Below are 17,499 nucleotides of genomic sequence, written 5' to 3' on the forward strand. Positions count from 1 at the left end.
CGGCTTCCTTCAGGCGAGGTGAGTCACTGCGCAGCCCGGTGGGTGCTGCGCAGATGGATAACGAGTGATCAGTTGCTGGTGAGCTTGAGGTTGTCGGCGGCCGGCTTGCCGTCGAAGGTGGTGACGCCTTCGAGCCAGCGCTGTTTGTCCTGCGGATGGTCCTTGAGCCATTGCCGGGCCGACTCGAGGGGGTCCTTGTGATCCAGCAGCGGCTGCATCATCCGGCTCTCGTCCTCGGCGGTGAACGTCAGGTTGCTCAACAGGCGGCTGACGTTCGGGCATTGGCTGGCGTAGTCCGGCGCGGTGACGGTCCAGACGGTGGCCATGCCTTCGTTCGGGCCGAGGGCGTTTTCGCTGCCTGTGAGGTAGGTCATCTGCACGTTGACGTTCATCGGGTGCGGGGCCCAGCCGAAAAACACCACGGCTTCCTTGCGGCGCACGGCGCGGTCCACGGCGGCGAGCATGCCGGCTTCGCTGGATTCGACCAGCTGGAACTTGCCCAGGCCGAACTGGTTCTTGGCGATCATGGCCTTGATCTGGGTGTTGGCGCCGGAGCCTGGTTCGATGCCGTAGATCTTGCCGCCCAGCTCTTTTTCAAACCTGGCGATGTCGGCGAAGGTTTTCAGGCCCTTATCGGCCAGGTAAGTCGGCACGGCGAGGGTGGCGCGGGCGTCCTTGAGGCTTGGTTGGTCCAGCACCTTGACCTGCCTGGCTTCGACGAACGGGGTGATGGTCTGGGTCATCAAGGGATTCCAGTACCCCAGGAATACGTCCAGGCGCTGGTCGCGAATCCCGGCAAAGATGATCTGCTGGGAGGCGCTGGTCTGTTTGGTCTTGTAGCCGAGGCCATCGAGCATCACCTGGGTCAGCGCGCTGGTGGCGATGACGTCAGTCCAGTTGACCACGCCCAGGCGCACGTTCTGACACGCGGCGGGCTCTGCCGCCAGGGCGGCGCCATTCAGGAAAGTGGTACCGCACACAGCAAGAACGCAAGAGCTGATCAATCGTTTCATGGCGGGGTCCTCGGCAGCTTATTGTTATGGATTCCGGTGTCTGCGCGCCGGTGATGCCAAGTTACGCAGGCGAGCCCTCGGCAAAGCGCACTGCGGCGACGCGCTCTTGCACTGCAGCGACCAACTGGCGTATCAAGTTCCCACGCTGCCGCCAACCGAGTGCGCTTAATGTCCCAGGATTTCTACTTTTTGTTGATGCCGGGTTTTTCGGCCATCGGTTTCATTTCGGCCATCGAGCCGTTGCGCGTCGCCAATCGATTTCGCGGTGAGCTGTACCGCTGGCATGTGCTGAGTGCCGACGGCGGGGCGGTGCTGGCGAGCAATGGCATGTCGGTCAATGCCGATGCGGCGCTTGAGCCGTTGAAGAAAGGCGCGACGCTGTGGGTGGTGGCGGGGTTCGAACCGCTGAAGTTCGCCACACCGGCATTGGAGCGCTGGCTGCATCGGCTGGACAAGGAAGGCGTGACCCTGGGCGGCATCGATACCGGCAGCGTGGTCCTGGCCGAGGCGGGGTTGTTGGAAGGGCACCGAGTGACGCTGCACTGGGAAGCCATCGAGGCGTTCAAGGAGTCCTATCCGCAGCTCAGCGTGACCCAGGAGCTGTTCGAGATCGACCGCCGCCGCATCACCTGTGCCGGCGGTACGGCGTCCATCGACCTCATGCTGGACCTGATCGGCCAGGCCCACGGTGCCGAGCTGGCAATCCAGGTCAGTGAGCAATTCGTGCTGGGGCGCATTCGTCCACGCAAGGACCACCAGCGAATGGAAGTCGCCAGTCGCTACGGCGTGCGTAACAAGAAACTGGTGCACGTCATCGGTGAAATGGAGAGCCACAGCGAGCCGCCGCTGACGACCCTGGAGTTGGCCGAGGCCATCGGCGTCACCCGACGCCAGCTCGAACGCCTGTTCCGCCTGCACCTGAACGACACCCCGAGCAACTTCTACCTGCGCCTGCGTCTGGAAAAAGCCCGGCAACTGCTGCGCCAGACTGACATGAGCGTGCTGGAGGTCAGCATCGCCTGTGGCTTTGAGTCACCGTCGTATTTCACCCGCAGTTATCGAGCGCGGTTCGAGCGGTGTCCGCGGGAGGATCGGCGCAAGGTGGTCTGATGGCCGAACACGGACCCTGTGGGAGCGAGCCTGCTCGCGATAGCAATGGATCAGGTGACTGATGTGCCGTTTGACAGATCGCTATCGCGAGCAGGCTCGCTCCCACAGGAGATGCCTTGCCTGGTGCATTATTGTTTCTTCAACGCCGCACACGCCGCTTTGTACGCCTCATGCTGATATTTATTCAGCGTCGCCGGCAAAGCGAAGTCATGCTTTTTGCTCTGGGCATTGATGGTCTGCGGTGACAACAGCGTCACTTCGCAGCCTTCCAACAGCTGGAAAACCCCTTCGATCTTGAACGTGGTCGGGCCGCCGGCGAACTCGCCTTTCTTGCTGCGCTTCTTGATGGCGATCCGCTCGATACCGTTTTCCAGCACAAACGCCCGGACCCGGGCTGCGAACGCCTTGACGTTGGCTGCCTCGTCATCGTCATCCAGAGCGATTTTCCTGGTGTTCAGCGCAACGTGGCTCAGCGCCTGCTGATCCAGCGAGGCAACGGCGATGATCGCTTCGCTGCCTTTGATTTCAATGCCGCAGATAATCATTCGAACCTTCGGGATCGGGGTATGAGGCTCAAGTCTATCCACATCGAAGCCTGGAGACGTGGTGATTTTGTCGCCTCAGTCCATGGTCTTGCGCAGGTCCAGCATGATCTTGTCAAAGTAGTCGACCCGGATGATGCCGAAACGGGGGTATTCGAAGTCCAGGATCACATACAGCACGCCAACCATGACCGCCGCATAACCCAGGCTGTGCAGCCATTTGCGTTGGGCTGTACCGGCCATGCCGTAGCCGATCAGCACGGCGCTGATCAGGGCCATGGTCACCAGCATCAGATAGATGGCCAAGGGTGGATGGGTCTCGTGCGCCACGGCGCGGGTGGTGGTGATGTCGATCATTTCATTCTGCGCTTGCAGCACGCTGGTTCCCAACGTCGGAGTGGGCATCTTTTGCATGGCGCCGATCGTGCTTTTCCAGATGGCCTGTTGCAAAGCGTTGGCTCGGTCGTGGGCCGCCTCGTCGACCTGATCCTCGCGCAGATCACGGTAATACTCGATCCGGGCGTCGACATAGTCCCGGAACGCCTGGCGTATGACAGGTTGCTCGCTGGCCGGCAGCAGATCCAGGCGCAGCCAGGCGGTGCCCATGGCGTTGGTTTCGGCAATGATCAACGCTCGCCGTTGATCCAGGCGCGAGGCTGCGCCGGAGAAGGTAAAGGCGATCAATAGTGCCAACAGACCGAATACCGCGCCTTCAATGGCCCCGATGCCCTGGCGGGCGCCCTCGGGATCCTGGGCCAGATGGCGATTGCCAATTCGGCGACCGGCCTCGATACCCAGCACGATGGCAATGAAAATGGCCGCGCCGTAGAAGGGCAAGACAGTGAGCGCATGCATTCGAGAATCCCCGCAAAGCGAAGCGTGGGTTCATCCTAGGATTCTCGTAGTGATCCGCCTACTGTCAGAGTTGACAGTAGGCGGTGGTGGAGCCGCCCTGCTGCAAGACGACGTGCAGCTACAGCTCCAACTGATCGGCATGGATGCCAAAGACAGCGGCAATTTTCTCGCGAGTCGCCCGGCGAGGTTTGGCGACGGATTCCTGCTGGGCAAAGGCCGGCTGAGAAATCCCGAGACGTCTGGCAACGTCTTCCTGGGTCAGGCTCAGGTGTTCGCGCCAGGCGCGGATGGGGGTTGCGCCGTCGACGATACGGCTGACGACTTCATGGGGGATCAGGTCGGGCTCCAGCTTTTGCGCAACGTACTGGGCATATGGGATGACCACAAATGCCGGATTGCCGTCTGCATCGTTGATGATCTGAATATCAGTAGGTACGTTCATCGCGTTTCTTGACCTCTTGAATGCTGACGACCTTGATCGCCCCGTCCCAGTCGAACATGACTCGATAATTCCCCACCCGGAGGCGGTACGCATAGTCATGGCCGACGAGCGCTTTGACGTTAGTCACATCAGGCATCCGGGTGAGCAACGTAACGGCATCCCGAACCTGGACCTGATGAACAGAATGCAATCTCAGAAGCTGCTTAACGGCCTTTCTGGTCCAATGAATGGTGTTCATGGGAAATATAAGTCTTTTATAAGTTTTTTTAAATGCTGACTTATATTTCCCTCAACGCCAACGGATGAAAGTTGACGGGATATTGCTCCAGGTGCAAGTCACTGCACGGTGCGTCTCCAGATCATGAAGATTTGCTCTTGTTGCGCCATCACTCTTGCCCAATCGACTCCAAAAACTCCGACCGATCATCGCTCACCTGGGCCATGCAGTCGTTTTCGGCGATTTTGTAGGCTTCGCTGCCGGGTTTGGCCGGGAAGGCGGCGATGGCGCAGTCGGCTTCGCGCTGTTTGAGCCACAGTTGCTGGGCGGCCTTGATCTTGGCGGTGATGTCGGTCAGCTGGGTCTTGTCGCTGGCGTAGCGGGTTTGCAGGCGTTCGTTGAGGCTTTGCAGGTTTTCGCTGAGCAGTTGTTCGGCGGCGGTCTTGCCGTAGGCCGAGCAGGCCAGGGTCTGGACGTCGTTTTCCACGGCGTCGCAAGGGTTCGGTTCGGTGTCTTCGGTTGCGTGTGCGACGGTGCTGATCAGTGCCAAAGCCAGGAAGATTGATTTCATCGCGTTGCCGCTCAAGTCCAGTGAAAGCCAGTGATGCCGCGGATTCTGGCGCAACCGTGGGCTAAAGAACAGACGGGCAGGGTGGGCCTGTCATGGCCCAATGTCGGTGATTGACGCTTTCGGCAATTCCCCTGTCGTTTTTGCACCCGGTCCCCACGGCCCCGAGGCATATGCTGGCCCCAAAGCGCCGGCAGACGATTCGGCGCATGAAATCCGATAAAAGGGGACTGCCTGATGAGCCCAGCCGAATTGCACGCCGACAGCATCGTTATCGACGGGCTGATCATTGCCAAATGGAACCGCGACCTGTTCGAAGACATGCGCAAGGGCGGCCTGACTGCCGCCAACTGCACGGTGTCGGTGTGGGAAGGCTTCCAGGCCACCATCAATAACATCGTCGCCAGCCAGAAACTGATCCGTGAAAACAGCGACCTGGTGATCCCGGTGAAAACCACCGCCGACATCCGTCGCGCCAAGGAACAGGGCAAGACCGGCATCATCTTCGGGTTCCAGAACGCCCATGCGTTCGAAGATCAGCTCGGTTACGTCGAGATCTTCAAGCAGCTCGGCGTCGGTGTGGTGCAGATGTGCTACAACACCCAGAATCTGGTCGGCACCGGCTGCTACGAGCGTGACGGCGGCCTGTCGGGCTTCGGTCGTGAAATCGTCGCCGAGATGAACCGCGTCGGCATCATGTGCGACCTGTCCCACGTCGGTTCCAAGACCTCCGAAGAGGTCATCCTCGAATCGAAGAAGCCGGTCTGCTATTCCCACTGCCTGCCGTCCGGCCTCAAAGAGCACCCGCGCAACAAGTCCGATGAAGAGCTGAAGTTCATTGCCGACCACGGCGGTTTCGTCGGCGTGACCATGTTCGCGCCGTTCCTGGCCAAGGGCATCGACTCGACCATCGACGACTACGCCGAGGCCATCGAGTACACCATGAACATCGTTGGCGAAGACGCCATCGGCATCGGTACCGACTTCACCCAGGGTCACGACCAGGCGTTCTTCGAAATGCTGACCCATGACAAGGGCTACGCCCGCCGCCTGACCAACTTCGGCAAGATCATCAACCCGCTGGGCATCCGCACCGTGGGCGAGTTCCCGAACCTCACCGAGACGCTGCTCAAGCGCGGTCACTCCGAGCGAGTAGTACGCAAGATCATGGGCGAGAACTGGGTGAACGTCCTGAAAGACGTCTGGGGCGAGTGAATACCTCTGGAGCCTACTCCGCTCGCCGATAGCTGCGTCAGGTCCTCGCGCCAAGCTCGCCGTACATGCGTACTGTCTCGCTTGTCGCTCCGGTCCTTCCTTGCTCTCGACGTGCTCGCCACGGCTCCAAAGGCATTCACGCAGCTTTTTTATAAGAGCAAAAGCAAACGCTTCGCTCAGTAATGATCACGAATTTCCGGAGTCAAGTTTTCATGGCCAAAATCGCCCCCCAACTGCCTATCGAAGTCGACAGCGAAACCGGTGTCTGGACCTCCGACGCCCTGCCGATGCTGTACGTGCCGCGTCACTTCTTCGTCAACAACCACATGGGGATCGAGGAGGTGCTGGGCGCCGAGGCCTACGCCGAGATTCTCTACAAGGCCGGCTACAAATCCGCCTGGCACTGGTGTGAAAAAGAAGCCGAATGCCATGGCCTGGAAGGCGTCGCGGTGTTCGAGCACTACATGAAGCGTCTGTCGCAGCGCGGCTGGGGCCTGTTCAAGATCCAGGACATCGACCTGGACAAAGGCACCTGCAGCGTCAAGCTCGAGCACTCGGCGTTCGTCTACGTGTACGGCAAGGTCGGGCGCAAGGTCGACTACATGTTCACAGGTTGGTTCGCCGGCGCCATGGACCAGATCCTGGCCGCCCGTGGCAGTTCGATCCGCACCGTGGCCGAGCAGGTCTATGGTGGTTCCGAAGAAGGCCACGACGACGGCCTGTTCATCGTCAAGCCGTTGTAAGTCGAGGACCGCGCCATGGCTTTTGAAGCAATGTTCCAGCCGATCCAGATCGGCAAACTGACCATCCGCAACCGCGTGCTCAGCACCGCCCACGCGGAGGTCTACGCGACCGACGGCGGCATGACCACCGACCGTTACGTGAAGTATTACGAAGAGAAAGCCAAGGGCGGCATCGGCCTGGCGATCTGCGGCGGCTCGTCGGTGGTGGCCATCGACAGCCCGCAGGAATGGTGGAGCTCGGTGAACCTGTCCACCGACCGCATCATCCCGCACTTCCAGAACCTGGCCGACGCCATGCACAAGCATGGCGCCAAGATCATGATCCAGATTACCCACATGGGCCGTCGCTCGCGTTGGGACGGCTTCAACTGGCCGACCCTGATGTCGCCGTCGGGCGTGCGCGAGCCGGTGCACCGTGCCACGTGCAAGACCATCGAGCCGGAAGAAATCTGGCGGGTGATCGGCAACTATGCCCAGGCTGCGCGCCGCGCCAAGGCCGGTGGCCTGGACGGTGTCGAGCTGTCCGCCGTGCACCAGCACATGATCGACCAGTTCTGGAGCCCGCGGGTCAACAAACGCACCGACGAGTGGGGCGGCAGCTTCGAGGGCCGCATGAAGTTCGGCCTGGAAGTGCTCAAGGCTGTGCGCGCCGAAGTGGGCGACGATTTCTGCGTGGGCATGCGCATCTGTGGTGACGAGTTCCACCCTGATGGTCTGTCCCACGAGGACATGAAGCAGATCGCCAAGTACTACGACGACACCGGCATGCTGGATTTCATCGGCGTGGTCGGTTCGGGTTGCGACACCCACAACACGCTGGCCAACGTCATCCCGAACATGAGTTATCCACCGGAGCCGTTCCTGCACCTGGCCGCCGGTATCAAGGAAGTGGTCAAGGTTCCTGTCCTGCACGCGCAGAACATCAAGGACCCGAACCAGGCCACGCGGATCCTGGAAGGCGGATATGTGGACATGGTCGGCATGACCCGTGCCCACATCGCCGACCCGCACCTGATCGCCAAGATCAAGATGGGCCAGGTCGACCAGATCAAGCAGTGCGTCGGTGCCAACTACTGCATCGACCGTCAGTACCAGGGCCTGGACGTACTGTGCATCCAGAACGCCGCGACGTCCCGTGAGTACATGGGCGTGCCGCACATCATCGAGAAATCCACCGGGCCGAAACGCAAGGTGGTGGTGGTCGGTGCCGGCCCGGCGGGCATGGAAGCGGCACGCGTCGCTGCCGAGCGCGGCCACGACGTGACCCTGTTCGAGAAGAAGGAATTCATCGGCGGGCAAATCACCACTGCTGCCAAGGCGCCGCAACGGGACCAGATCGCTGGTATCACCCGCTGGTTCCAACTGGAACTGGCGCGGCTGAAAGTCGACCTGCGCCTGGGCGTGGCGGCTGACGCGGCGACCATCATGGACCTGCGTCCGGACGTGGTGGTGCTGGCCGTCGGCGGGCATCCGAACGTGGAGCAGAACGAGCACTGGGGCGCCGCCGAAGGGCTGGTGGTCAGCAGCTGGGACGTGCTCGACGGCAAGGTGCTGCCTGGCAAGAACGTGCTGGTCTACGACACCATCTGCGAGTTCACCGGCATGTCGGTGGCCGACTTCCTCGCCGACAAGGGCAGCCAGGTCGAGATCGTCACCGACGACATCAAGCCGGGCGTTGCGATTGGTGGCACCTCGTTCCCGACCTACTACCGCAGCATGTACCCCAAAGAAGTAATCATGACCGGGGACATGATGCTGGAGAAGGTCTACCGCGAAGGCGACAAACTGGTGGCGGTGCTGGAGAACGAATACACCGGTGCCAAGGAAGAGCGCGTAGTCGACCAGGTGGTGGTGGAGAACGGCGTGCGGCCGGACGAGGAAATCTATTACGCGCTGAAGGAAGGGTCGCGCAACAAGGGTCAGATTGACGTCGAAGCCCTGTTCGCGATCAAGCCCCAGCCGTGCCTGGAGCAGAGCGGCGATGGCTACCTGCTGTTCCGCATCGGCGACTGCGTGGCCCAGCGTAATACACACGCCGCCATCTATGACGCGCTTCGGCTCTGTAAGGATTTTTGACGGCGTAGCTGCAAGCGGCAAGCTACAAGCTACAAGTAAAAGCACGGTCTCCGCTGCTCTTTCTTGCCGCTTGCAGCTTGTAGCTCGCACCTCGCAGAGGTGACTCTGATGCTTAACACCCTTCTCCCCATCCTGCTCTTCGCTGCCTTGGGCCTCGCGGTCCTCGGCGCCTTGCGCCGGGTAAACATGTGGCGCCGGGGGCGGCCGTCCAAGGTTGACCTGATCGGCGGCCTCTTCGCCATGCCCAAGCGCTACATGGTGGATTTGCACCACGTGGTGGCGCGGGACAAATACATTGCCAACACCCACGTGGCCACGGCCGGTGGTGCGGTGGCGTCCGTCGTGCTGGCGATCCTGGTCCACGGTTTCGGCCTGCATAACCGCTTCCTCGGCTATGCGTTGCTGCTGATGTCCGCCGTGATGTTCGTCGGCGCAATCTTCGTCTACCTGCGTCGGCGCAATCCGCCGTCACGTCTGTCGAAAGGCCCGTGGATGCGCCTGCCGAAAAGCCTGCTGGCATTCTCGGTATCGTTCTTCCTGGTGACCCTGCCGGTGGCCGGTATCCTGCCGGAGAACTTCGGCGGCTGGGTACTGGCGGCGATCCTCGGGATCGGTGTGTTGTGGGGCGTCTCGGAGCTGTTCTTCGGCATGACCTGGGGCGGGCCGATGAAGCACGCCTTCGCCGGTGCCCTGCACCTGGCCTGGCACCGTCGTGCCGAGCGCTTTGGCGGCGGCCGTTCCACCGGCCTCAAGCCGCTGGACCTGAACGACCCGGCCGCGCCGCTGGGTGTGGAGAAACCCAAGGATTTCACTTGGAACCAGTTGCTCGGCTTCGACGCCTGCGTGCAGTGCGGTAAATGCGAGGCCGCTTGCCCGGCGTTCGCCGCCGGCCAGCCGCTGAACCCGAAAAAACTCATCCAGGACATGGTCGTCGGCCTGGCCGGCGGTACCGATGCCAAGTTCGCCGGCAGCCCGTACCCAGGCAAACCGATCGGCGAACACGGCGGCAATCCTCACCAGCCAATCGTCAACGGCCTGGTGGACGCCGAGACGCTGTGGTCCTGCACCACGTGCCGGGCGTGCGTCGAGGAATGCCCGATGATGATCGAGCACGTCGATGCCATCGTCGACATGCGTCGGCACCTGACCCTGGAAAAAGGCGCCACGCCGAACAAAGGTGCCGAGGTGCTGGAAAACCTCATCGCCACCGATAACCCGGGCGGCTTCGCTCCGGGCGGGCGGATGAACTGGGCGGCGGACCTGAACCTGAACCTGCTCAGCGAAAAGAAATCCACCGACGTGCTGTTCTGGGTCGGCGACGGCGCCTTCGACATGCGTAACCAACGGACCCTGCGGGCCTTCGTCAAAGTGCTCAAGGCGGCGAACATCGACTTCGCCGTGCTCGGCCTCGAAGAGCGCGACAGCGGCGACGTGGCCCGGCGCCTGGGCGACGAAGCGACGTTCCAGTTGCTGGCCAAGCGCAACATCCAGACCCTGGCCAAATACAGTTTCAACCGCATCGTCACCTGCGATCCTCACAGCTTCCATGTGTTGAAAAACGAATACGGCGCCTTCGATGGCAACTACCTGGTGCAGCACCACAGCACCTACCTGGCGGAAATCATCGACGCCGGCGGCCTGAACCTCGGCCAGCACAAGGGCGACAGCGTGACCTATCACGACCCGTGCTACCTGGGTCGTTACAACGGCGAATACGAGGCGCCACGCCAGGTGCTCCGCGCGCTCGGCATCGAGGTCAAGGAAATGCAGCGTTCCGGCTTCCGCTCCCGTTGCTGCGGTGGCGGTGGCGGTGCGCCGATCACCGACATCCCGGGCAAGCAGCGGATCCCTGACATGCGCATGGAGGACATCCGTGAAACCGGTGCCGAACTGGTGGCCGTGGGTTGTCCACAGTGCACCGCGATGCTCGAAGGCGTGGTCGAACCTCGCCCGATGATCAAGGACATCGCCGAGCTGGTGGCCGACGCATTGCTCGAAGACGCGGCGCCGAGCAAGCCGGTGGCCTCGACCAAACGTGAACCTGCGGAGGTGCATTAATGAGCGACATCATCCGCCGCGACCCTCGCGCCGAGTGGATTGCCCGCAACCGCCTGCACCCGCTGCACGCGGCCATGCAACCGGTGCAGCACAGCTGGATGGGGCCTAACGGCGTCATTCGCAAGAATGTCCATGGCGTCGGTTTCATCGGCCCCAACGGTATCAAGCGCATTGACCGCAGCGGTGCCCAGCAGGGCGGCACCAGCAAACGCAGCGCCACTGTTGAAGTGCAACTGCCGCTGCATCAGGTTCCGCAACCGGCGTTCTACATCAGCGTCGTGCCCGACATGGTCGGTGGCCGCCTCAGCAGCCACGACCGCGATCTGTTGGGCCTGGCTCATCAGTTGGCCGGCTCCGACGGTGCCGTCTTGGCGGTGGTCTTCGGTGAGCATAAGGAAAGCGCGTTCGCCACGGCGGGCGTCGATCGCCTGTTGGTGCTCGAAGGGGACGAGTTCAATGGTTATGCACCGGAACAGCGGGTCCAGGGCCTGCGGGCTGTGGATAACCAGTTCAACCCGCGTCATTGGTTGCTGCCCGACAGTCGCAGCGGTGGCGGCGAACTGGGCCGGCGTTTCGCCGCGGCCCTGGGCGAGCGCCCGGCCACGCGGGTCTGGCAGGTCAAGGGCGAAGAGTGCATCGGCCGTGCCGGTGCCGGCTTGCAGGACTTGGCCCGGCCATTGGCGCGGTTGATCCTGGCCGCAGCCGAATGCGCCGAGCCGGTCAGTGAAACCCGTCATGAAGCCTTGCCGGTAGAGTTATCCACAAGCGTGGCCCGCAGCTTGTCGCGTATCGAAGACCTCGGTGCGGTGGCGGTGGACCCGGGCGCGATCCCGATGGCCGAAGCCGAGTTCATTTTCTCCGGCGGCAACGGCGTCAAGGACTGGGCACTGTTCCACCAGGCCGCCGCCGCCCTGGGCGCGACCGAAGGCGCCTCGCGAGTGGCGGTGGACGACGGCTTCATGGCCCGCGACCGCCAGGTCGGCGCCAGCGGCACCTGGGTCACGGCGCGGGTCTACGTGGCCGTGGGCATTTCCGGAGCGATCCAGCACCTGCAAGGCATCGGTGCCTGCGACAAGGTGGTGGCGATCAACCTCGATCCGGGCTGCGACATGATCAAACGGGCGGACCTGTCGGTGATCGGTGACAGCTCGGCGATCTTCAAGGCGCTGATCGCTGCGGTAGAGGCTTACCGCAACGAAGCCAAACGCGACGCGGCCTAAGCGAAGGATTCAAGCATGACGACTCAAGTGATCAGCCTGGTGTCCATCGGCGCCCACCCGACTTCCGGTCGCCCACGGCGCGCCGAGCAGGATGCCCGCGCCGTGGAGCTGGGCTTGCAACTGGCCGGTAACGACTTACAGGTGCTGCACGCCGGTGACGTGGCCGAACCGGCCCTGCTGGCTTACCTGGGTATGGGCCTGGACGAACTCCATGTGCTGGAAAACCCTGACGGGGCCGATGCATTACCGGCCCTGACCGATTATCTACGTGACGCTGGGCCCCAGGTGGTACTGACGGGCAGCCAGGCGGAAACCGGCGAGGGCTCGGGCATGCTCCCGTTCCTGCTGGCGGAAAACCTCGGCTGGCCGCTGGTGGTGGGGCTGGCCCAGGTCGAATCCATCGACAACGGCACGGCACTGGTGCTGCAAGCCTTGCCCCGTGGGCAGCGTCGCCGGTTGAAAGTACGCCTGCCATTCCTGGCGACTGTGGATAACGCCGCGCCCAAGCCTCGGCAAAGCGCCTACGGCCCGGCGCGACGTGGCGCCCTGCATGCCGAGGAAGTCGAGGTAATCGACGACACGCTGCTTGCCGTAGCGACCCTGCAACCGGCCAAGCCACGGCCCAAGCGACTCAAAGTCATCAAGGCCAAGAGCGGCGCCGACCGCATGAAAGCCGCCACGGCCAAGGCCAGCGGCGGAGGCGGGCAGGTGCTCAAGGGGGTGACCCCGGAGGCGGGCGCTGAGGCAATTCTCAAGCTGTTGATTGAAGAGGGCGTGGTCCGCTGAGTTGAACGCCCTAAACATCCCCTGTGGGAGCGAGCCTGCTCGCGATAGCAATCTGTTAGTCGCTGATGTTGTTGACTGATAGATCGCTATCGCGAGCAGACTCGCTCCCACAGGGGGATGGGTTTACCCACAAACTTGCCGAGTTTCCCACAATCCCTGTGCGCGCCTCTGTGGATAACCTGTTCGCCCCTCGCCCTGACCCACGTCAATCAAGCCCTGCGGGCCTGCGCTCAAAAAACAACCAGCCTAACCTACGGTTTTAGCTGGCTTTTCCCGGTAAATAGCGAGCTGGAGCTACGGGCATTTGCCCCCAATCTCTGTTGGCGCTTCTGTGGATAAGATGTTCGCTATCGTCTGCAAGCCATACGGTACGTAGCTCCCAGGCATTTGATCATTAAATGATCAAATGCCTGGGTTGCAGCGGGATTTTTCCTAAAAAGCCGCGTGTTACACGGTGTAGAGGTGTTTTTCCACAGAACCGTCAAAATTACCCCCAAACGCTGTTGGCGCTTCTGTGGATAAGGTGTTCGCTCACCGCCATAGCCCTTGTACAGCAAGGGTTACGAGTGATTGATTAAAAAATAACCTACGCCTCATGCAAATCATAGCTGCGCATAAGTCACGGTTTTTCTTCGCTTTACGGAAAGAAAACCCCCGGTCTCATCCAACTTGTCCCCATTTGCTGTGGGCTGTGTTGTGGATAACTTGTATTCAAACCTCTCCACGCCACGGCGGGCTTAGTCGCAATCGAAATAGATCAAATTTCGTACAGTTCTAAGGAACTCGCTTGACTAGCTCCTGTCGCCTGTCTTCACTCAGGGCACAAGGACTCCGTTTTTATCCACATCAGGTTCAGGGAGAACGCATGATGGATAGCCAGCCCTACCACGCTTGTCCGCTTTTCACTGTCATAGCCCGCCCGCCATGCCCTACCTCGTTGCCCCTGCGTGCTCATTGGCGTGCCGCCAATCCGCGTGCGCGGCTATAGCGCTCCCTTGATCATCTGAATCTTCCCGCAACACCGCTGACTGCCGCTCGAACCCCTACGAGAGAGTGGCCAGGCGTTCGTGCGCCCGATTGCAGGCAACCGCAGAGTTGCCCCATCTGCCTTGAGAGGACTGAACATGACACGGATCTCAACCCCCATCAGCCAAATCCAGGAACACTACGACGTGATTGTCATCGGTTCCGGCTACGGCGGTGGCATCGCCGCCTCGCGCCTGTCCCGGGCCGGGCGCAAGGTGTGCCTGCTGGAGCGTGGCCGCGAGATACAGCCCGGCGAGTATCCCAACACCCTGCTGGCGGCCACCGAGGACCTGCAGGTGCATGACCCGGACGGCCACATCGGTTCGCGCACCGGGTTGTATGATTTGCACGTCAATGCCCAGCAGAACGTGGTGGTCGGTTGTGGCCTGGGTGGGACCTCGTTGATCAACGCCAACGTTTCGCTGGAGCCGGAGCCGGGCGTGTTCGAGGATCCGCGCTGGCCGCAGGCGGTGCGCGAGCACCGTGACACACTGCTCAAGGACGGCTATGAGCGGGCCCGGGAGATGCTCAAGCCCAATCCGTATCCAGCCTCGGAGCCAAAGCTGCCCAAGCTCGATGCTCACAAGAAGTCGGCCGATTACCTCAAGCAAGGCTCGCATTTCTACAAGCCGCCGATCAACGTGACCTTCGACAAACTGCCCGACAACCTCAACCACGTCGGCGTCGAACAACTGCCGTGCAATGGTTGTGGCGATTGCGTCTCGGGCTGTAACAACAAGGCCAAGAACACCACGTTGATGAACTACCTGCCGGATGCCTGGAACCATGGCGCGGAGATTTTCTGCCAGGCCGAGGTGCGCCACCTGGAACGCGACGGCAATGGCTGGATCGTGCACTTCCAATACCTGGACAGCGGCCGCGAGTTGTTCTCTGCGCCGACCCTGTTCGTGCGTGCCGACATCGTGGTGGTGTCCGCCGGGACCCTGGGTTCTACCGAAATCATGCTGCGCTCGCGGGACAGAGGCCTGTCGATGTCCAACCAGTTGGGCGAGAACATGAGTGGCAACGGCGACATCCTCGGCTTTGGCCACAACTGCGACCAGACCATCAACGGCATCGGCTTTGGCGCCCACTCGGCCAAGGAACTGGAACCGGTGGGGCCGTGCATCACCTCGATCATCGACATGCGCACCGAGGGCGACTGGCGCAGCCGCATGGTCATCGAGGAAGGCTCGATCCCCGGCGCCCTCGGCCGGCCGATGGTGCCGAGCATGGCGGCGTTCGCCGCAATGATCGGCATGCCCACCGACACCGGTTTCGGCGCCAGCCTCAAATACAAGGGTCGCGAAGCCGAAAGCCTGGTGCGCGGCCCTTACTACGGCGCGCTGCATAACATGCAGACCTACCTGATCATGAGCCACGACAACGGCAAGGGTCGCATGGTGCTCGACAGCAAGGACCAGCTGCGCATCGATTGGCCCGGCGTCGGCGAGCAGGAAAACGTGACCCTCGGCAATGAGCGCCTGCACCAGAGCACCAAGGCCCTGGGCGGGATCTGGGTGGAGAACCCGATCTGGACCAAGCTGCTCAGGCACAGCATCGTTTCAGTCCACCCGTTGGGCGGTTGCGTGATGGGCGAGGATGCGACCCAAGGCGTGGTCAATCACAAGGGCCAGGTATTCAGCGGCACCAGCGGCACGGACGTCCACCCCGGATTGTACGTGGCCGATGGCGCCGTAATACCGACCTCGCTGGCGGTCAATCCGCTGTTGACGATATCGGCCGTGAGCGAACGCAACATGGGGCTGCTGGCGGCGGACCATGGCTGGAGCATCGATTACACGCTGCCTTCGGCGCCGCGTAAACCGGTGGCTGCGCCGACCCTCGGGGTGCAGTTCACCGAGACGATGAAGGGCTACTTTTCCACAGCCTTTAGCCAACCCCAGGGCACCGATCTGTCGCTTTACGAAGCGGCGGCCAAGCGTGGCAAAAACGATAACTCGCCTATCGAATTCACCCTGACCATTACCGGCGACGATCTCAATCGACTGATCAAGGAGCCGGAGCACGCCGCGACCATCGTCGGCACCCTGGACGCACCGCTGCTCTCGCCCCAGCCGCTGGTCGCCAGCAACGGGGTGTTCAATCTGTTCGAGCAATATCAGGAACAGGTCGGCGTGCGGCACATGAACTACGACATGAAACTGACCGCCGAAGACGGCACCGACTATTACTTCAGCGCTTTCAAGACCGTGCCCGAGGACAACGGCGTGCTGAATATCTGGCACGACACCAGCACGTTGTACGTCACCCTTTATCGCGGCCCGGACAAGACCGGCGCGGTGCTTGGCTCGGGGGTAATGCACATCCTGCCGGCCGATTTCGCCAGGCAGATGACCACCATGAAAGTGCTCAACGCGCGCAACGAGCGCGAACGGTTGGATGCGCTGGCGCGGTTCGGCAAGTTCTTCGCCGGGATCCTCTGGGAAAGCTATGGCGGGGTGTTTGCCGGCGACATCTACTTCAACCCGGACGCGCCGCCGAGGATCAAGCGGCCGCTGGATGCACCGGCGCCGACCGTGCATTTCTTCGAGACCGAGGACAATGTCCAACTGCGCCTGACCCGCTACCAGGCAGGCACCAAGGGCCCGGTGATGCTGGTGCATGGCTTGGGCGTGGGTTCGAATATTTTCTCCACCGACACCATCCACACCAACCTGCTGGAGTACCTGAGCAAGCACCAGTACGACGTGTGGTTGCTGGATCTGCGGGTGAGCATCCTGCTGCCGGTGAGCAAGCAGGAATGGAACGGCGACCAAGTGGCCCAATACGATTTCAAGGCCGCCATCGAGCAGATCCAGCAAGCGACCCTGGCCCGTGACGTGCAGTGCGTGGTGCACTGCTACGGCGCGACGACGTTCTTCATGTCGATGCTGGCCGGGTTGCAAGGGGTGCGCTCGGTGGTCTGCTCGCAGATTGCCGCCGACACGGTGGTCGCTACCGCCACCGGCTTGAAAGCCGGCCTGCACCTGCCGGGGATGCTCGATGCCATCGGCATCAAATCCCTGACGGCCTACGCCGACACCAAGGAGAACTGGTTCAACAAACTCTACGACAAGGCGTTGAATGGTTATGCCCGGATCGAGGCCCAGGGCTACTGCACCAACCCGGTCTGCCACCGCATCACCTTCATGTACGCGTCGCTGTACCGCCACGACACCCTCAACGAAACCCTGCACGACAACCTGCATGAGCTGTTCGGCGAGTCGAACATGCACACCTTCGAGCACCTGGCGCTGATCGTGCGCAAAGGGCACCTGGTGGACTTCAAGGGCAACGACGTCTACATGCCGCATTTCGACCGGCTGAAACTGCCGATCTGCTTCATCAGCGGTGCCGACAATCAGTGCTACCTGCCGCAAAGCACCCTCAAGACCTATGAGCGCCTGTGCGACCTGCACGGCCCGCAACTGTTCAGCCGCCACGAGATACCGGGCTACGGCCATATCGACTGCATCTTCGGCAAGGATGCGGTGGTGGATGTGTATCCGATCATCCTTGAACACTTGGAGAAGACTGCGTTGGGTTGAAGTCGTGGTGAACCCGTGGCGAGGGAGCTTGCTCCCGCTCGGCCGGTCCGCGCTCGGGCGAAGCAGTCGTCGCTTTT

Annotated in this window: 14 protein-coding genes; 8 read left to right on the forward strand and 6 right to left on the reverse strand. The window is 61.7% G+C overall.

Features of this window, described 5'->3' with window-relative positions:
* Nucleotides 1-68: 68 nt before the first annotated feature.
* Nucleotides 69-1,013, reverse strand: coding sequence for a choline ABC transporter substrate-binding protein (gene choX / locus ACLEJQ_RS15090; RefSeq protein ID WP_440796258.1), 945 nt, complete (start codon nt 1,011-1,013; stop codon nt 69-71).
* A 168-nt stretch (nt 1,014-1,181) separates the two neighbouring features.
* Between choX and ACLEJQ_RS15095 the strand changes: the two genes are divergently transcribed.
* Nucleotides 1,182-2,123 carry a GlxA family transcriptional regulator gene (locus ACLEJQ_RS15095; RefSeq protein WP_440796260.1) on the forward strand — a complete coding sequence of 314 codons (942 nt, stop codon included), beginning with the start codon at nt 1,182-1,184 and terminating at the stop codon, nt 2,121-2,123.
* A gap of 128 nt (nt 2,124-2,251) precedes the next feature.
* Here the strand turns inward: ACLEJQ_RS15095 and ACLEJQ_RS15100 are convergent, their stop codons facing one another.
* From ACLEJQ_RS15100 to ACLEJQ_RS15120, 5 genes are all read right to left on the reverse strand, one after another.
* Entirely contained in the window at nt 2,252-2,668 is a 417-nt protein-coding gene (locus ACLEJQ_RS15100; RefSeq protein ID WP_440796262.1) for a DUF3010 family protein, read from the reverse strand.
* Nucleotides 2,669-2,743: 75 nt separating this feature from the next.
* Entirely contained in the window at nt 2,744-3,520 is a 777-nt protein-coding gene (locus tag ACLEJQ_RS15105; protein WP_440796264.1) for a DUF4239 domain-containing protein, read from the reverse strand.
* 118 nt (nt 3,521-3,638) lie between these two features.
* The gene (locus ACLEJQ_RS15110; protein WP_440796266.1) at nt 3,639-3,962 is read right to left on the reverse strand and encodes a helix-turn-helix domain-containing protein; all 324 of its coding nucleotides are present in this window, start codon (nt 3,960-3,962) and stop codon (nt 3,639-3,641) included.
* Nucleotides 3,946-4,200 (reverse strand): type II toxin-antitoxin system RelE family toxin, encoded by a 255-nt coding sequence (locus tag ACLEJQ_RS15115; RefSeq protein ID WP_440796268.1) that lies wholly within the window; start codon nt 4,198-4,200, stop codon nt 3,946-3,948. Before ACLEJQ_RS15115 ends, ACLEJQ_RS15110 begins: the two co-directional genes overlap by 17 nt.
* Before the next feature lie 148 nt (nt 4,201-4,348).
* Entirely contained in the window at nt 4,349-4,750 is a 402-nt protein-coding gene (locus ACLEJQ_RS15120; RefSeq protein ID WP_440796270.1) for a lysozyme inhibitor LprI family protein, read from the reverse strand.
* A 234-nt stretch (nt 4,751-4,984) separates the two neighbouring features.
* On the opposite strand from ACLEJQ_RS15120, the gene ACLEJQ_RS15125 reads away from it, so the two are divergent.
* The 7 genes from ACLEJQ_RS15125 (at nt 4,985) to ACLEJQ_RS15155 (ending at nt 17,422) form a co-directional block, all read left to right on the forward strand.
* On the forward strand, nt 4,985-5,962 hold the full coding sequence (locus tag ACLEJQ_RS15125) for a dipeptidase (RefSeq protein ID WP_440796272.1): 978 nt from the start codon (nt 4,985-4,987) through the stop codon (nt 5,960-5,962).
* Between the two features lie 212 nt (nt 5,963-6,174).
* Nucleotides 6,175-6,705 carry a DUF5943 domain-containing protein gene (locus ACLEJQ_RS15130; RefSeq protein ID WP_440796274.1) on the forward strand — a complete coding sequence of 177 codons (531 nt, stop codon included), beginning with the start codon at nt 6,175-6,177 and terminating at the stop codon, nt 6,703-6,705.
* A gap of 15 nt (nt 6,706-6,720) precedes the next feature.
* Nucleotides 6,721-8,781 carry a dimethylglycine demethylation protein DgcA gene (dgcA, locus tag ACLEJQ_RS15135; RefSeq protein ID WP_440796276.1) on the forward strand — a complete coding sequence of 687 codons (2,061 nt, stop codon included), beginning with the start codon at nt 6,721-6,723 and terminating at the stop codon, nt 8,779-8,781.
* Nucleotides 8,782-8,889: 108 nt separating this feature from the next.
* On the forward strand, nt 8,890-10,839 hold the full coding sequence (gene dgcB / locus ACLEJQ_RS15140; protein WP_440796278.1) for a dimethylglycine demethylation protein DgcB: 1,950 nt from the start codon (nt 8,890-8,892) through the stop codon (nt 10,837-10,839).
* Complete coding sequence (etfA, locus tag ACLEJQ_RS15145) at nt 10,839-12,059, forward strand: electron transfer flavoprotein subunit alpha (protein WP_440796280.1); 1,221 nt, start codon at nt 10,839-10,841, stop codon at nt 12,057-12,059. Before dgcB ends, etfA begins: the two co-directional genes overlap by 1 nt.
* A gap of 15 nt (nt 12,060-12,074) precedes the next feature.
* Nucleotides 12,075-12,845 (forward strand): electron transfer flavoprotein subunit beta, encoded by a 771-nt coding sequence (gene etfB / locus ACLEJQ_RS15150; protein ID WP_440796281.1) that lies wholly within the window; start codon nt 12,075-12,077, stop codon nt 12,843-12,845.
* 1,124 nt (nt 12,846-13,969) lie between these two features.
* Nucleotides 13,970-17,422 (forward strand): alpha/beta fold hydrolase, encoded by a 3,453-nt coding sequence (locus tag ACLEJQ_RS15155; protein WP_440796283.1) that lies wholly within the window; start codon nt 13,970-13,972, stop codon nt 17,420-17,422.
* The last annotated feature ends 77 nt before the right edge of the window (nt 17,423-17,499 follow it).

The sequence above is a fragment of the Pseudomonas sp. SMV71 genome, from assembly GCF_052042015.1.
Classification (GTDB): domain Bacteria; phylum Pseudomonadota; class Gammaproteobacteria; order Pseudomonadales; family Pseudomonadaceae; genus Aquipseudomonas.

Coding starts and splice junctions, on each gene's coding strand:
- ACLEJQ_RS15115 (WP_440796268.1), bottom strand. CDS start 4,200: ATGAACACCATTCATTGGACCAGAAAGGCCGTTAAGCAGCTTCTGAGA.
- etfA (WP_440796280.1), top strand. CDS start 10,839: ATGAGCGACATCATCCGCCGCGACCCTCGCGCCGAGTGGATTGCCCGC.
- ACLEJQ_RS15110 (WP_440796266.1), bottom strand. CDS start 3,962: ATGAACGTACCTACTGATATTCAGATCATCAACGATGCAGACGGCAAT.
- ACLEJQ_RS15095 (WP_440796260.1), top strand. CDS start 1,182: ATGTCCCAGGATTTCTACTTTTTGTTGATGCCGGGTTTTTCGGCCATC.
- ACLEJQ_RS15105 (WP_440796264.1), bottom strand. CDS start 3,520: ATGCATGCGCTCACTGTCTTGCCCTTCTACGGCGCGGCCATTTTCATT.
- dgcA (WP_440796276.1), top strand. CDS start 6,721: ATGGCTTTTGAAGCAATGTTCCAGCCGATCCAGATCGGCAAACTGACC.
- ACLEJQ_RS15155 (WP_440796283.1), top strand. CDS start 13,970: ATGACACGGATCTCAACCCCCATCAGCCAAATCCAGGAACACTACGAC.
- etfB (WP_440796281.1), top strand. CDS start 12,075: ATGACGACTCAAGTGATCAGCCTGGTGTCCATCGGCGCCCACCCGACT.
- dgcB (WP_440796278.1), top strand. CDS start 8,890: ATGCTTAACACCCTTCTCCCCATCCTGCTCTTCGCTGCCTTGGGCCTC.
- ACLEJQ_RS15120 (WP_440796270.1), bottom strand. CDS start 4,750: ATGAAATCAATCTTCCTGGCTTTGGCACTGATCAGCACCGTCGCACAC.
- ACLEJQ_RS15130 (WP_440796274.1), top strand. CDS start 6,175: ATGGCCAAAATCGCCCCCCAACTGCCTATCGAAGTCGACAGCGAAACC.
- choX (WP_440796258.1), bottom strand. CDS start 1,013: ATGAAACGATTGATCAGCTCTTGCGTTCTTGCTGTGTGCGGTACCACT.
- ACLEJQ_RS15125 (WP_440796272.1), top strand. CDS start 4,985: ATGAGCCCAGCCGAATTGCACGCCGACAGCATCGTTATCGACGGGCTG.
- ACLEJQ_RS15100 (WP_440796262.1), bottom strand. CDS start 2,668: ATGATTATCTGCGGCATTGAAATCAAAGGCAGCGAAGCGATCATCGCC.